10 protein-coding genes and 1 pseudogene are annotated in these 16,202 nt (G+C 60.5%); 7 read left to right on the forward strand and 4 right to left on the reverse strand.

Annotated elements, in window-relative coordinates:
- Nucleotides 1-2 precede the first annotated feature (2 nt).
- From DMP06_RS09365 to DMP06_RS09375, 3 genes are all read left to right on the forward strand, one after another.
- Nucleotides 3-1,421 (forward strand): alanine/glycine:cation symporter family protein, encoded by a 1,419-nt coding sequence (locus tag DMP06_RS09365; protein WP_123209482.1) that lies wholly within the window; start codon nt 3-5, stop codon nt 1,419-1,421.
- 147 nt (nt 1,422-1,568) lie between these two features.
- Complete coding sequence (locus DMP06_RS09370) at nt 1,569-2,468, forward strand: anaerobic ribonucleoside-triphosphate reductase activating protein (RefSeq protein ID WP_123209483.1); 900 nt, start codon at nt 1,569-1,571, stop codon at nt 2,466-2,468.
- 460 nt (nt 2,469-2,928) lie between these two features.
- Nucleotides 2,929-5,418: a ribonucleoside triphosphate reductase gene (locus tag DMP06_RS09375; protein WP_123209484.1), complete on the forward strand. Its 2,490-nt coding sequence runs from the start codon at nt 2,929-2,931 to the stop codon at nt 5,416-5,418.
- Between the two features lie 441 nt (nt 5,419-5,859).
- Here the strand turns inward: DMP06_RS09375 and DMP06_RS09385 are convergent, their stop codons facing one another.
- Entirely contained in the window at nt 5,860-7,608 is a 1,749-nt protein-coding gene (locus DMP06_RS09385) for an FAD-dependent oxidoreductase (RefSeq protein ID WP_123209486.1), read from the reverse strand.
- 426 nt (nt 7,609-8,034) lie between these two features.
- Here DMP06_RS09385 and DMP06_RS11755 point away from each other — a divergent pair, with 426 nt between their 5' ends.
- Nucleotides 8,035-9,915, forward strand: a complete 1,881-nt coding sequence (locus tag DMP06_RS11755; RefSeq protein ID WP_245962467.1) for a response regulator transcription factor — start codon at nt 8,035-8,037, stop codon at nt 9,913-9,915.
- 119 nt (nt 9,916-10,034) lie between these two features.
- On the opposite strand, the gene DMP06_RS09395 is transcribed toward DMP06_RS11755, so the two are convergent.
- Nucleotides 10,035-10,943: a hypothetical protein gene (locus DMP06_RS09395; RefSeq protein WP_123209487.1), complete on the reverse strand. Its 909-nt coding sequence runs from the start codon at nt 10,941-10,943 to the stop codon at nt 10,035-10,037.
- Between the two features lie 443 nt (nt 10,944-11,386).
- Here DMP06_RS09395 and DMP06_RS09400 point away from each other — a divergent pair, with 443 nt between their 5' ends.
- From DMP06_RS09400 to DMP06_RS09410, 3 genes and pseudogenes are all read left to right on the forward strand, one after another.
- On the forward strand, nt 11,387-12,349 hold the full coding sequence (locus tag DMP06_RS09400; protein WP_123209488.1) for a DUF5692 family protein: 963 nt from the start codon (nt 11,387-11,389) through the stop codon (nt 12,347-12,349).
- A gap of 116 nt (nt 12,350-12,465) precedes the next feature.
- A complete protein-coding gene (locus DMP06_RS09405; protein WP_245962468.1) occupies nt 12,466-13,287 on the forward strand; it encodes a TetR/AcrR family transcriptional regulator in 822 nt (273 codons plus the stop codon).
- Between the two features lie 264 nt (nt 13,288-13,551).
- Nucleotides 13,552-13,801: pseudogene (locus DMP06_RS09410) on the forward strand (alanine:cation symporter family protein); the annotation flags it as partial.
- 320 nt (nt 13,802-14,121) lie between these two features.
- Here DMP06_RS09410 and DMP06_RS09415 read toward each other — a convergent pair.
- A complete protein-coding gene (locus DMP06_RS09415) occupies nt 14,122-15,072 on the reverse strand; it encodes a succinylglutamate desuccinylase/aspartoacylase domain-containing protein (protein ID WP_123209489.1) in 951 nt (316 codons plus the stop codon).
- Entirely contained in the window at nt 15,069-15,998 is a 930-nt protein-coding gene (locus DMP06_RS09420) for a M14 family metallopeptidase (RefSeq protein ID WP_123209490.1), read from the reverse strand. Before DMP06_RS09420 ends, DMP06_RS09415 begins: the two co-directional genes overlap by 4 nt.
- Nucleotides 15,999-16,202 lie beyond the last annotated feature (204 nt).

A 16,202-nucleotide genomic window follows, 5' to 3' on the forward strand; every position in this document is an offset into this window, starting at 1 on the left:
CCATGGACATCATCAACCTGCTTAATCAGATCGATGCCTTCGTTTGGGGGCCAATCATGATATGCCTGCTGCTCGGCTCGCATATCTTCCTCACCATTCGCACGGGGTTCATCCAGCGTAAACTGCCGCTTGCCATCAAGATGTCCGTCGTCAACGACGACGATTCCGAGGGAGACGTGAGCCAGTTCGGCGCGCTTGCCACCGCGCTTGCAAGCACCATTGGCACGGGATCGATCGTGGGCGTGGCGACCGCTATCATTTCGGGCGGTCCGGGCGCCGTGTTCTGGATGTGGCTTACCGGCGTGTTCGGCATCGCCACCAAGTACGCCGAGGTGTATGCCTCGGTGCGCTATCGCGTGAAAGATAGCGGCGGCGAGATGCTCGGCGGCGCGATGTACGCCTGGGAGCGCGCGTTCAAGCGCAAGGACGGCTCCACGCCCTGGTGGGCGAAGCTCGGCGCCGTGGCGTTTGCGCTGTTCGCCGTGATCGCCACCATCGGCACGGGGTCGGCCGTGCAGTCGGCCGCCATGACGGGCATTATCGAGTCGAGCATCCCGGGCATTCCCACGTGGGTCATCGCCCTGATCATCGCCATCGCGGTGGCGCTCGTCATCTTCGGCGGCATCAAGGGCATCGCCAACGTGTGCGAGAAGCTCGTGCCGTTCATGGCCGTCGCATACACGCTGGGCTGCCTGTTCATCCTGGTGTACAACTGGCAGTACATCGTTCCTGCCATCGGTCTGATCTTCGAATGCGCGTTCACTGCCAAGGCGGCGTTCGGCGGCGCAGTGGGCAGCGGCATCATGGTCGCCCTGCAGTTCGGCTGCGCGCGCGGCCTGTTCTCCAACGAGTCCGGCCTGGGCTCCGCTCCTATCGTGGCGGCCGCCGCGGCGACCAAGAACCCCGCCCGCCAGGCGCTCGTCGCCATGACCGGCACGTTCTGGTCCACGGTCATCATCTGCGCGCTTACCGGCATCGTGCTGGTGGCGACCATGCTGGCAAATCCCGGCATCGTTCAGGGCGAAAGCCTTTCCGAGGGCGCGGCGCTCTCCAGCGCGGCATTCGCAACCATCCCCGTTATCGGAACGCCGGTGCTGGTGCTGGGCATGATCTGCTTTGCGTATTCCACCGCCATCGGCTGGAGCTATTACGGCAACCGCTGCGTCACCTATCTGTTCGGTCGCAAGGCGCAGCGCCCCTATCAGGCGGTTTATGTGATTGTGGGCTTCCTGGGCGCCATGGGCGTAGGCGATGTGGTGTGGACGATTTCCGATATCGGCAACGCGCTCATGGCTGTGCCCAACATCATCATGGTGCTGCTGCTTTCGGGCCTGATCGCGCGCGAGACCAAGCACTATATCTACGACGACAATCTGGACGAGGTGTTCGACGAGGAAATCCCCGTTGTGACAACGAAGTAGGCCTAATCGCCGTCCCTTAGGGCGGCGATTTTTTGTACGCGGAAGCGGTATGGACGCGTGAGGCGTGGATGGCGTGCGGCAAGCGACGTATTCGGAGCGACGCGCAGCGGGGCGGGGCGACGGATTAACGCGGAAGAGGAGGAGCGTATGCGCATAGCGGGACTGCAAAAGCTCACACTGCTGGATTTTCCGGAGCACATGGCGGCTACGCTGTTTTGTCCCGGGTGCGATTTCCGCTGTCCGTTTTGCCACAACGCGTCGCTCGTGGTGCCGGGGCGCGAGGGGTTTCCCGCCATGGATCTGGATGAGATTCGCGCTTTTCTGCGTAAACGTCGCGGCGTGCTGGACGGCGTATGCATCACGGGCGGCGAGCCGCTGCTCCAGCCCGATATCGCCGACTTTTGCGCCGAGCTCAAGAGCATGGGCTTTGCGGTCAAGCTCGATACAAACGGGAGCTTTCCCGCCACGCTTGAGCATCTGGTGGAGCGCGGCCTGGTGGATTACGTCGCCATGGATATGAAGGCGGCGGTTGGGATTGGCTCAAGGGGCAACGAGGAAAACTCGGCGGCGAATCTGGCGTCCCGCAACGAGGGTTCGGACGATGCGTCCGGCATCGCGCATCCGGCGCCTTGTAACGAGGCGCGTTTTGGAACGGACGCTCCGGATGCGCGCGAGGAAGATTCTGCGGGTGAAGCGCCGCTTGCCGCCGAGGAGCTTCGTTTTGCTCGGGTGGCGGGCATCGCCCCCGTTCACGCGCGTTCGCTCATGGCTTCGGTGGGGGAGTCGGCCACGTTTCTGATGCGCGGCCTGGTTCCGTACGAGTTCCGCACTACCGTGGTGCGTGAGCTGCACGACGCGGCGCATCTGGCCGCAATCGCCTCCGACATCCGCGGCGCCCGTGCGTGGTATTTGCAGGCCTTCGTGGATTCCGACGGCGTGATTGGTGGGCGGGGTACGCTCCATACGTATTCGTCCGAAGAGATGCACGCGTTGGCCCATGCGGTGCGTTCGTTCGTGCCGTCAGCTCAGGTGCGTGGCGTCGACTAACCGCGTCGACTAATTGAATTCAGAATCATGGGCTGCTTTCACGGTGCACATATAGCATGCCGTTCACCGAAAACCATGGAGCCGGGACCGCGCGAGGCGGCTTGGCGATAGTGCATATCGCATGCGGCGTTATCGCAGGTGGGCGGCGAACGTGCAGGACGGGCATGCATCGCCATGGGTTATCCAGTACGGGACAGGCGGCGGGTGTTTGCCCAGTTGCGCACGAATAGCGTGCTTAGTTTTCCCCAGGTTTTCCACCTGAATACACAATATCTTGTGGCAACGAAGGCTTTACAAAACTAAATATTGCATTTAAGGCGGCAGGGCGATAGGATTGACAACGCACTCGTTACTTTTTGAAACCGCCTGTGGTTACGCAGAGAACGGGTTTCCAAAGCGCTTGTAGCGTACGTTGTCATTCGGCCGTTTAGAGGTCGCAGTTCGATGAAAAGGGGCAGCCATGTATCAGGTAACTAAACGCGACGGCGCCATTGCCGCATTCGACATCAAAAAGATCGCCGCTGCCATTACCAAGGCCTTTGACGCCTGCGAGAAGCAGTACCACCCTACGGTTATCGACATGCTTGCGCTCAACGTGACGGCGCATTTCGAGCCTATGGTCAAAGACGACCTGATCGGCGTGGAGGACATCCAGGACAGCGTGGAGGCCGTGCTCTCCGAGGCGGGCTACGCCGACGTTGCCAAGGCGTACATCCTCTATCGCAAGCAGCGCGAGAACGTGCGCAACGCCAAGGCCACGCTGCTCGATTACAAGAAGCTCGTTGATAGCTACGTGCGCGTGGAAGACTGGCGCGTGAAGGAAAACTCCACGGTCACGTACTCCGTGGGCGGGCTGATCCTGTCCAACTCCGGCGCCATCACGGCGAACTACTGGCTGTCCGAGGTCTACGACCAGGAGGTGGCGGCCGCGCATCGCAACGCCGACATCCACTTGCACGACCTGTCCATGCTCACCGGCTACTGCGCCGGCTGGTCGCTGCGCCAGCTTATCGAGGAGGGCCTGGGAGGCGTTCCTGGTAAGATTTCGTCCAAACCTGCTCGCCATCTCGCCACCCTGTGCAACCAGATGGTCAACTTCTTGGGCATCATGCAAAACGAATGGGCGGGTGCGCAGGCGTTCTCCAGCTTTGACACGTACCTGGCGCCGTTCGTGCGCATGGACAACCTGTCGTACGAAGAAACCAAGCACTGCATCGAGAGCTTCGTGTTCGGCGTGAACACGCCCAGCCGCTGGGGCACCCAGGCGCCGTTCTCCAACATCACGCTCGACTGGGTGTGCCCGCCCGACCTGGCCAATCAGCCCGCCATCGTGGGCGGCGAGCCGCAGGATTTCACCTATGGCGACTGCAAGCGCGAGATGGACATGGTGAACAAGGCGTTCATCGAGATCATGATTGAGGGCGACGCCGAGGGCCGCGGATTCCAGTACCCCATTCCCACGTATTCCATCACGCGTGATTTCGACTGGAGCGACACGGAGAACAATCGCCTGCTGTTTGAGATGACCTCCAAGTACGGCACGCCGTATTTCAGCAACTACATCAATTCCGACATGGAGCCCTCCGACGTGCGCAGCATGTGCTGCCGTCTGCGCCTTGATCTGCGCGAGCTGCGCAAGAAGTCCGGCGGGTTCTTTGGCAGCGGCGAGAGCACCGGCAGCGTGGGCGTGGTGACCATCAACCTGCCGCGCTTGGCGTACCTCGCCACCGACGAGAGCGATTTCTATCGCCGTTTGGACCACATGATGGATATTGCCGCGCGTTCGCTCAAAACCAAGCGCACCGTGATCACCAAGCTGCTGGACGCGGGTCTCTACCCCTACACCAAGCGGTACCTGGGCACCTTCGACAACCACTTCTCAACCATTGGCCTGGTTGGCATGAACGAGGCGTCGCTGAACGCTCAATGGCTGCAGTGCGACCTGACTGACGAGCGCGCGCAGGCTTTTGCGAAAGACGTGCTGAACCATATGCGTGAGCGTCTGGTCATCTATCAGGAGAAATACGGCGATCTGTACAATCTTGAAGCTACGCCGGCGGAGAGCACGTCGTACCGTTTGGCCAAGCATGACAAGGAGCAGTACCCCGACATCATCACCGCCAACGAGAACGGCACGCCGTATTACACCAACAGCTCGCATCTGCCGGTGGGCTACACCGAGGACGTGTTCAGCGCGCTCGACGTGCAGGACGAGCTGCAGACGCTCTACACCTCGGGCACCGTGTTCCACGCGTTCTTGGGCGAGAAGCTGCCCGATTGGAAGGCGGCGGCGCGCCTGGTGCGCACCATCGCCGAGAACTACCGTTTGCCGTACTACACGCTGAGCCCTACGTATTCGGTGTGCAAGAACCACGGCTACCTGGCGGGCGAGCAGTGGACGTGCCCCAAATGCGGCGAAGGGGCCGAGGTGTACAGCCGCATCACGGGCTATTACCGTCCGGTGAAGAACTGGAACGACGGCAAGGCCCAGGAGTACAAGGACCGCAAGGTGTATGACGTGGCGCATTCGCACATGGATGTGTCGGCGCGCGAGGCGGCGGGGTGCCGTTGCGGGTATGCGGGCGATGCGGAAGACGCCGAGGGGCAGGCCGGAGCCGTCAAGAACGTGGGCTTTATCCCTGAGGATGTTGCTGCGCTCGTCAACGAGCATGCTGCGCATGCGGTGCAAAAAGACGGCGCGTTGCCGGCGGGGGCGTACCTCATCACCACCGAAACGTGCCCCAATTGCAAGCGCGTCAAGCCTCTGCTCGAGCGTGCCGGCGTGGCATACGAGGAGCTTCTGGCCTCGCGCAACGAAGAGCTGGTGGCAAAGCTGGGCGTGATGACTGCGCCTACGCTGCTCATGGTGGACGATGCCGGCGCGCAGCAGCTCTACGTGGGCGCTCCCGCCATCATGCAGATGCTTGCGACCCAGGAGGCGCGTGCGTAGCGTCATGAGAGCTGTATGCGCAGAAGTTTCTCATTCGGAAGCGTAATTGCGGGCGGTCTTCGGGCCGCCCGCCTGCATTCCCCGATGCTTTCTCCGGTCAATCCGGCATGCTTGCGTAGCTCGTCCTCGTGAAGGCGTGCGAACAACGTGAACGCGTCGGGTTGGTTCGCGTGAAGGGGCGGCGGGGCGGTGGCTGAGGATGATCGGCCGCCCGGAAGAAAAGCGCCTCCCGGAAGGCAAGCGCCCACCTAAAAGACAAATTGCCGTCAGAAAACCCGGGCTTGAAAAAAGAGAAGAGCGGCCGTCCAAGGGAGGGAAGACGGCCGCTCTGGAAAGGGCGGGCGGATGCCGTGGAAAGGATGTCCACCCGTTTGGGGAGGGGAAAGAAGAGGCTAACGCTTCGAGGGAAAGGCGGCCCTCAGGCGAGAGCCGCCTTGCGAGCTACTGAATCTCGCCTTCCAGGTAGCGTACGGCGTAGCGACCGAAGGTCATCTGGCGGCCCAGGCAGTTGCCCACGATGTACACGGGGTAGTTGCCCGCGTAGTAGCTGCCGGAGCAGGTGCCCACGGCGTGCAGGCCCTCAATCACATTGCCCTGCTCGTCAACCACCTGCGTATTGGCGTTGATCTTCACGCCGTCAAGCGTGGTGAGCAGCGCGCCGCCAAACCATGCGCCGTAGAACGGGGCCTCGCGGATGGCGGAAAGACGGTAGGCCTCCTTGCCAAACTCGGTGTCTTCGCCTGCGTCGTACATTTCGTTGTAATGCTCGATGGTTGCCAGGAATGCCTCTTTGTCCTCGCCGGTAAAGCCCAGCTGATCGGCCAGCTCATCAAGCGTATCGGCCTTCATCATAAGGCCCTCGGAGAGTTGCTTCTCGTATGCTTCGTCGATGTTCGTGCCCGGCTTGAGGGTGTTCTTCCAGGTGTTGGCGGAGCATCCCTGCGTCTGGAAACGTTGCACATCGTCTACCGCGTTGGAATCCATGACCAAGCACCATACGCCGCCGGGATGATTGGATGCGGCAAGGCAGATAGCGTCGTAGTTGGCAGATTCGTTGGTGATTCTCTTGCCCTTGCGGTCCACTTTCAAAAACGGCTGGCTGCCCAGATTGAACTGGCCGCCCGTCGCCCACATCCCGGACTCTTCGTCGACGTAGCCGGCATCGGTTCCCGGAGGCACGATGCCGCGGTCGAAGATCATATATGCGGGCTCGGTGTCAAGCGCGGCACCCACCCAAGCGGCCGCCTTCATGCCCATGCCGGTGTTGTTCTGGTTGTAATTCAAGCTGGTCACGCACTTGGTGAGAATCGGCGCGCGGCCCTTCACCATGGCGGGATTGCCGGCGTAGCCGCCGCAGGCAAGGATGACGCCCTTCGCGGCATTGATCTGCACGTAGCCGTTTTCGGTGTTGAAGATGGCGCCTGTCACGCGGCCGCCCTCTTCGCGGTTAAGACGCGCGAGGTCGAAGCCGTACTGCACGGGGCTGCCGGCCTCTTCGACGAACTTGGTCAGTACCTCGATGTGCTCAACGCGGCCACCGCGGGGGTCTTCGGAGTCGGCATCCATGAAGTGGTGGCACTCAGCGGGGATGTAATATGTGGTTCCGCCGGCGCGCCCGTCGGAGCCGTTCTCAACATCAAGCTGCACTTCTACGTTGATGCCCTGACGCTTGTACAAATCCTCTAGCCAGTCGATCAACTCTGCGGAGTTGTGGATCCACGTGTTGGCTACGGTCGAGTCGTTTTTGAACGAGGCATAGCGGTTGAGCTCGTTGAGCAGGCGGCCTTCGTCTACGTGCTGGTCGGCGGCTTCGGTGTATTTGGAATTGATGGCGCCTACGTCGTAATGAGCGGCTGCGGGCTCGGTTCCCTTGTCCACCACGATGAAGTTCGCTCCCATGTCGGCGGCGGTGGCGGCTGCTGCCATGCCCGACATGCCGGCGCCCACGATTAGGATGTCGGTCTCGCGAGTCTCTACGATATCGCTCTCGGCAATTTCGGGCGCGGTGCCCAGCCAATCTTCGGAGGCCGCGGCGGTTGCGGAACTTTCGCTTGAAGCCGTTTCGGAGCCGTTGCTGGAAGCGGTCTGGGGTGCGCATCCTGCAAGCCCTGCGGCTGCAAGGGCGCTAATCCCGGCAGCACCAGCCAGGAAATTGCGACGCGAAATACCGTTCGTGTTCATTTTGGTCATTGTTCCTCCTTGGGTTGTGCGCATCGTTTGCAACGCGATGCGGCTTGCGTTTGGCGATACGCTTTGCGTGATTGCCGCCCTGTGCTGCATGCACGAAGCCGACGCCGCCTTCGCGTTGGAGGGGTGGTGTGCGAAGGCGGCGGTTGGGCGCATGGAGCGCGGCTTGCGACAACTTGGTAGGCGCATCGCCGAATCTGTCGTGCATCATAGGCGCGCCTGGACATGCCGCTCACCACACCGTCGGGGTCATTTCTGGGGTGATTCGATGCGTGCTAGGAATCCGTTCTCTAACACCCCAATGGGGTGAAATTTCAATCATTGGTACGCTGTTTCGCCAGGTCAAAATGGGGTGTCATAATCCTCGCAAGCGTGGTGCTGCTCTACTCGATACAATATGCGCAGTCGAGGTGGGGGGAGGAATCGACGATGGTAGATGAAGGGAGCAGCGCGCTGGCGGAGGAGACGCCGCGTGTGCCAGGTCAAATGAAAACGCTAAAAGATGCGGTATTGCGCCATACGGACGTAACAGTGCTTCTTTGCGTGGTAGCATTTGCGTTCATTTATATTGCGGGCATCGTTCTTAACGGTCTGGTGTATTCGCGTGTAGCGGACTACTATGGCGCGGCGCGTGAAATTGCCACACTGTTTGGCGGCTGTACCTATTTGGCCGCACTGTTTATTGCACGATTTAGGCCTGAATGGCTTTTTGTTCGGCGCATATCCATGGGGTTTGCCGTCCTGTGTGTTGCAATGGCGCCTTTGCTCGTATTCGCTCTAACCACCTGCCATCCGTTTGCCACCGTGGTCGTCCTTTGCATGCGCTCCATGGTGCGCGCATGGGCCATGACCCTTGCGGTGGCAAGTCTTGTGCGCGTGAGGTCACTCAAGCTGGTACCGCTTGTTGTTGCCTTGGGGCTGCTGGCGGCTAACTGCTGTAGGCCCCTCATGCCATTCGTCGATTCTCCCGCAGCGGCATCTGTTGCTCTCGCGATCGCAAGTCTCGTTCCTATTGTTCTTCTCACGCGTGTCGCGCATCCTGTGCTCGATCGCGTTCGCACGGGCGATCCCGCCGATGTCATGGAGCTGCTGCATCCGGGTGCCTTCCTTAAGCCCTCGCACGGGTTGTTCATGTGCGTGCTGCTTTTTTCTGCATCATCGGGATACGCGATGACGTTTGGTGAGGTGGAAAACGCTCCCGTTGAGACGGGCGTGCTTGCGTTTGTGCTGCTGGTGATTGTGATATATGCGATTGCGGTGCGCGGGAGCCGGCAGGAAGACCTGCTGTTCTCGTTTTCCGCGGTGCTCATCATGGCGGGGTTTTTGATGGTTCCGCTTACTTTTGACATTCAATCGGTGGCGGCAAACACGCTCATGGACATAGGCGAGAACTGCTTTGACATCCTTCTATGGCTCATGTTCGCAAGCATTGGGCGGCGCAATTTGTTTGCCATGCTGCCCACGTTTGCTTTGGCGGAGTTCTGCTCTACGGCGGGTACCGATATTGGAGCCATGATGGGGCATGCCTCAAATGGCCTGGTGCATGGAGACGAGCGCATGGTGATATCGCTTGCGCTTATCCTCGCATTCGTGTTCTTCGCGTTCCTGTGGGTGTTCTTCAGACGATTCAGTTTTTCTGAGGTGCTTGCCGATCTAGATGAGATGGCACCTCTAGACTACACCGGCGAAGCGGCCGACCATCTTGGGGGCGCCTCTTTGGCGGGAGATCGCGCTCGGTCGGATTCTCGCCCTGGCCATATTATCGATGCGACGGTATCTAGCGAAGGCGGTCGGCGCAATGGCGATATTGAGCGTCTCACGCCTGGCGCTTCTAGCAGGGATGAGATGGCGGATGTGTCGATATGCGCCGATGCTTCTGGCTGCGCAGGCGGTGCGTGCGATGGCGGAGCGGCTGTTAGGGTTCCAGATGCTGGTGTGTTGCGGACACGTCCATCGTCCTGGGACGCTCCGGCATCTGATGCGACGAATGCCGTGCGCCTTGCATGGGCCGCAACGGGACTGCAGAATGCGGCATTTGTCGATAAGGAAGGCATCCCGCAACATTTCGCCGTCCTCAACGCGAGGGCAAAGACGATGATGCACCTCAAAGAGCTCAGCGATGCGGGCGGCCTCACCGAACGCGAGCGCGAAATCTTCGCCATGCTCGCCCGCGGGCGCAATGCGCGCTTCATCATGGAGGAGTTCGTTCTTTCGCGCAACACGGTCAAAAGCCACATCAAGCACATCTACGCGAAGCTGGGGGTGCATTCTCAGCAGGAGCTGATAGACCTCGTAGAAAGCGCATCGTAGCCGTGGCATGCGCGCTTTCTACAACTTGCCTTCTCCGCAGAAAGGAATCGGCCGATTGCGGAGTCGTTTCTATTCCCCTCCGTTGCATACGTTTGGCAGCGTAGCCGCCTTAGTTTGGGCTAAGCGGGTTTTCCGGCGGGCTCTACCGGATCGCCGTACTCGTCTATCGTGCCGTTGGCGCGGCCTTCCAGATACTTCTCGCGTGCTATGCCGCGGCGGAAGGTTACGTCGGCCTTGCCCATGTGCAGCTGGTAGCAGTACCAGAACACGAACGGCAGACCAAGAATGCCGTTGATGGCGCCCCACCAGAACATCACGTCGGGATTGAACCACGCCTCAGAGTTCATGATGGTGGGGAACAGCGCCGGGAAGCAGCTGCGCAGCAGCAGGTGAGCGCCCAGCGTATAGATTCGTCCGGTGATATAGAGCTCGGGCCTCCGCTTGATGATGGGGTAGAGCTCGGCGGCCGCAAGGATGCAGCACGTGCTGGCGAAGTATGCATGCCCCTCGGCGTACACGAAGCAGGCGTTCCACGTGGTGTAGAGGAAGTTCCACATGGGCACGGTGTAGGACAGAATCTCGCCGTGGCTCGACGTGTCGTATTTCCAGTATTTGTCACCGAACGGCATGGTGATGCACAGGATGAGGCCTGCCATGGCGTTCATGACGTTGCCCATCTCGAAGTCTCGCAGCGTAGCTTCGGCGATGTTGCAAAAGACTATGCCGTAGAGCACCCAGCGCACCCATCGCTTGCGCATTGTGCGCCAAAACGGCGTGTCCTTGTTCTCAACGGCTGCGATGCGGCCTATGCCGGCAAAAATGAGAGGCAGGATGACCGAGAGGTTTTTGGCCCAGCGGAACCAGTCGTCGCCCGGAATGTTGATGATCCACAGCGGCACGGTGATAAGCGACACCACCCACACCCACATCGACGTGCGGTAGTGCGTGCGCATGAATTCGGTGAGAAGCAGGAGCAGAACAATGTAGACGGCCATGGAAATAGGCGTGACCCAAACGGGAACGGTCATGATGACCCCCTCTCGCTGCTGCCCCGCGGCATGCGGCGAACGCCGAGCGCGCTCATCGCACGGCTGCACGGAGCGATTCCCCTTGCGGCGCATTCATGCGGGCCTAGATCGCGTTCGAACGGTTCGGCTGCGGCAATTGCCCTGCCCGTGGATCGCGTCCGGTGAATACGGGCGAACCGTGGGCGTTCCAAGCTGTGCCGTACCGCCACGCAGCAAGCCACAAAACGCACTGTGACGTGCGGTTTTGTTTTCTGTGCGCCAATGTCTCAAGTGTATCACCGCGCTGTTTTTCGGTCTTTACAAAACGGCCTTAAGTGTAAAGACTTGCCCGCGATGCGCCCCTATACTTCGCCTTAGGAAGGCCCGCTTCGGCCGCGGTCGCCGCAATGCGGGCGCGTTTGGTTTCGGGCGTTTTGTGCGCTCGCCGAGGGGAAGGGGATGTCATGGGCATTCTGTATCAGGCGGGGGAGCCGATCTATTGGGCGATCTGGCTGTTCGTGCTGTTCGCCTTGATGGCGTTCAATGAATTGGGCCGCGTGAAGCCTTGGGCCGGCATCGCCCTTTTCGCAGTGGTGCCTGTGCTTATGACCATATTCGTGTGGCCTACAACCGCCGCTCCGGGCAACGAGTACGGCACGGGAACATGGTTCAACTGGGTGAAAACCTATTCGGCGCTCGCCGGTTGCCTCGGTTTCATGGCGCTGCGTTTTGTGAAGTGGCGCGGCAAGGACGAACGCATCCATCATTTGTATGAGAAGCGCTGGGCGCTGTGCTTTCCGCCTCTGATTCTTGCTGTCAACATAGCCGAGGCGGTCATTCGCGATTTCCAGGTATACAGCTTTGGCCTATGGCAAGGCGGTGTGGTCGAGAACCTCTGGACCATATCGGGTCCGTGGAACATCATGAACGGCATTGCCGGCATCTTGAACATCCTCACCATTTGCGGATGGTTCGGCATCATCATTTCGAAGGACCGCACACGCGACATGATTTGGCCCGACATGATTTGGGCGTGGATCATTGCCTATGATCTGTGGAACTTCGCCTACACCTACAACTGCATTTCCGACCATTCGGCATACTGCGGCCTCGCGCTGCTCCTGGCTTGCACCATCCCCACCTTTTTCATCAAGCGAGGGGCGTGGCTGCAGCATCGCGCTCAAACGCTTGCCCTATGGATCATGTTCGTCATGACGGTGCCGCAGTTCGCCGACGTGTTGGCGCCGATTCCCACCACGCACAACCCCACGGCGTTCTTCGTCGTAAGTTTGTTGGCGCTTTTGAGCAACGTGGCGCTGGCTGTGTGGCAGCTGTATCGCATCCGCACGCGCAAGCTCAACCCTCTGAAAGATGAAATCTATTCCGACACCAAGGCGTATGCCTGCGTGAAGGAGGAGAACGAATAGACGGAGGGCTTGGCTCTGACGCTGAATGCTCACGCCGCGTCGCGCGTTTCCTCTATATAATGAAGCCGCTCGCAGGCAGATGCGGGCGGCTTTGTTGTGCGTGGAGGGAATGCGTTATGGCGATTGCACCCAATAAGGGGCGGGTTGTTCATCCGGCCGATGCGGATATGCGTCTCGGTGGAGAGCGCGCGCATGCCGAAGGGTCGCACTCGTCGGCGCCGCTTTGCGCCGGGCTTACGGAGCAGTGGCGCCGTGAAGCGCTGGGAGGCTCAGCGCGCGAGGGCGGCGACACGAACGCCGCGCGCCGACGTGCGCGTTCGCTTTCCGAAAGCAAGCGTCTGAGTGGGCAGGCGGGCGAAATCATGCAGGCCGCGCGTAAGCTCTATGAAACGCGCGGCGTGGCGGTCACCACCGTGAAAGACATCGCCGCCGAGGCGGGCATTACGCGCGAGCTGGTGTACTACTATTTCGCCAATAAGCGCGCCATCACCGAGGCGGTGCTTGACGATTACATTGAAGACCTGGTGGAAAGCGCGATCGTGTGGAACGAGTCGCGCAAGTTCGGAGACACCCTGGGGTCGCTGCGCAAGTGCGTCGCTGCGATGCGGCGCGCGCTGTACGGGGCGGACGGGTCGCCGCGCCCTATGGCGCGCGTGCTGGAGGAGCTGGGGGTGCGCGATGCGTTTGGCGTGCGCGCCGTGCGAGAGACGGTCGACTGCATAGATGCGCATATCGTCACGGAATACGCCGCCTATCACAAGGTGGAAATAGAGCTCGTCTACGAGACGTTTTGCATGCTCATCTTTGGCTTGGTGGGGCTCATGAAACTCAAGCCCGACATTTCCGACGAAACGCTGATGAAGCTCGTCGAGCAAACGCTGCGCTTGGATATGGTGCCGCTCGACGAATCAAACCGCCGCGACAACGAATCGTGGTAGGGGGCTTCTCTGCGTTCTAGAGGGCGCTTGAGTCATGGGCCGACTCGTTCGCGTGCCAATCCGCTCGAGCGTTCGGCCTTTCATGGGCCCGCCGTTCGCCGGCCTATAACGCTTTAGCACTCTACTGTAACAGATTAGAAATCCATACGCAGGGCAATCGATGCATCGAAGGGCGCTTCGCGTGCGCGAAGAGAGAGGAGCCGTCTTGTGGATGCGATTGTCGAGGCGATAAACGCCGTTGATGCCTGGGTGTGGGGTCCGCCCATGATCATTCTGCTGTTGGGCTCTCACTTGTATCTGACCATACGCACGAAATTCATTCAGCGAAAGCTGCCTTTGGCCATCAAGCTTTCCGTTACGCCCGACCCCGATGCAGAAGGCGATATCAGCCAGTTCGGAGCTTCCTACATGGGGCATCGGGCTTGCCATTGTGATCATGGTGTCGGTGGTTATCTTCGGGGGAGTGAAGGTGATCTCGCGCGTATGCGAAAAGCTTGTCCCGTTCATGGCGGTGCCCAACATCATCGTGGTGCTGCTGCTTTCGGGCCTGATCGCGCGTGAGACCAGGCATTACGTGTGGGAAAAGAACCTGGACGAGAAGGACGATACGCCCATTCCCACGGTGAGCACGAAGTAGGGCAAGCCGGGGCGGGCGGACGATTCGGCGGCGTTCTGTCGCAGGTCTCACTTTCGTGCCGCCCCGGCGCGCTTCGCCTCGGTGGCGCGCCGTTCTTGCATCGTCTCGGCGTGCTTCATCCCCGCTTCGCTCCGGTGCGGGGACGACCTTGCTCCGCTTTGCGTCCGATTCGCCCCGGACCGGCCTTTCGTTTTAGGCTATGCCACCTCGGGCACCAGCTTGAATGCGATGGTGTACTGGTTGATAAGCGGAGCGGTGTGGCTGAAGAACACATATCCGGTCACGGGCGCGCGCAGGGTTTCACGCACATGGCCGTCGAAGCCATCTGCCACCACCGCGAGCGTCTGCCCTTCAACCACGCGCTCACCCGATTCCACGTTGCGCAGGAAAAACCCGCCGGCGTTCTCCGACCGCACGTCCACCAGATCCGATTCATCAATGTGCACGGCCAACGAGCCGCCCATGGAACGGCTTTGCACAAACCCCATCGCGTTCATGAAGCGCAGGATGCCGTTTTGCACGTAGGTGGCGGTGCGCTGGTTGATGGTGTCGGTCTCTTTGGCGAGCACCGTGAACGCGTGGGTGTTCCAAACCTGCCAGTTGTAGTTGAGCGTGGTGGTGTCGAACGAGCTGGGCATGCGCGACACCACGTAGGGAAACCCGAACGCATCCGCCAACTGGAGCGATTCGTCGCTGATGGCGTTTGCGTGCGTCACGCGCACGTGCGTGAGAAAGTCGCCGGGCAAATAGTAGCTTCCCAGCGAAATGCCGAAGTCGCAGTCTTTCACGGCCTCGAACAAGCCCGCCGCAATGCGCTGCGTGGTTTCTCCGGCGTCATAGCCGGGAAACATGCGGTTGATATCGGTGTGGTCAACGGGCCAAAAGCGCTCTCCGATGTTCATCGAGAAGGGGTTAGCCGAGGGGATCACCAGAATGCGCGCGTCCTGCGCCAAAAGCCCGCGCTCTTCGGCGGCGCTCAGGCGCTCGATGAGCTGCGCGCAGATGAACGTCTGCTGAATTTCGTTTCCGCGGGTCGATCCCACCACGGCGATGCTGCGAGGCGCATCCGGCGCGCCAAACTCGGCGGCGCATATCGAAAGCGGCTCGCGATAGGGGGTGTCAAGGGTGAACAGGGTGGTCTTTCTCATTGGATGTCTCCCAGGATGCGGGCCAGAAGAGAGCCGGGGTACACTATGGGGTAGGCGCGCAGCGTGAACAGCAGGCCGGCACGCGGCGAACGCACTTCCTCCACCACGTCGCCCGAAAGCGGGTCGGCGATGATGCCCACCACTTCGCCTTCGTGCAGCACCGTCGCATGCTTCGCGCGCGGCAGGAAGATGCCCGCATGCTCGGCGTTGAGGTAGCTCACTTCTCCGTCGTGCGAGACGATGGGTTCGGGCGCGCTGTAGAAATCGCCTTTCCATGCGCCAAGATGCGCTGCCAGCCGCAAGATGCCATCGGTCAGGCGACGACCGTATTCTTCGGTGATACGCATGCCAACGCCGGCCTCGACCACGAGCGTGGGCGTGCCTGCGGAGTTGAGCGAATATGCCAGCGTGCTCTCAAGTACCGTGGCCGACGCATGCACCCAAACGAAATCGACGTTGAGCAGGGGAGCCAGCGGCACAAGCTGATCGGCGGAAAGCTCGTTGATGCGCACCTGGGGCATTTCGCGCAGGAAAATGTTGCTGGCGTGGATGTCGACGCATACGTCCGCTCCGCGGATGTCGTCCATAACGGCGGCGGTCATGGTTTCGGCCATGGGGCCGTTGCCGTTGCCCGGGAAGGTTCGGTTTAGATCGAGATCGAACAGCGGCATGCCGCGCTGGATGGAGTTGATGCCCAGGGGGTTTACCGCGGGGTAGATGTCTACGGTGCCGCTGAGCAGATGGAGTGCGGATTTCAGGCGACGGGCCAGCTCAAAGGCCACGTATTGCCCTTCGAGCTCGTCCCCATGCACGCCGGTGACGATCGCGATGCGCGGCCCCGGACCTCCGGTGCCCACAATGCGGTTCTTTTGAATGAGCAGATGCTCGCCTACAGGGAGCTCTGCCGAAAACACGGTTTCAATCAAAATGGTCCCTTCTATCGTTCGCACGTTGCGAACGCGGGTTCGATTATAGTTCGCGCATGTGGAGACGATGCGCCCGGCGCCATGTATCCATGCGCCCGACGCATTCAACCCGACGTTTTTACGTAGATGCGCGGGCGATGAAGCCCCTATCTGCGTTAAACGCCGGGTTGAGTCTGGGCTGATGTGAGGACGGTGCCGGGGTAC

Source organism: Slackia equolifaciens, assembly GCF_003725995.1.
GTDB classification, from domain to species: domain Bacteria; phylum Actinomycetota; class Coriobacteriia; order Coriobacteriales; family Eggerthellaceae; genus Slackia; species Slackia equolifaciens.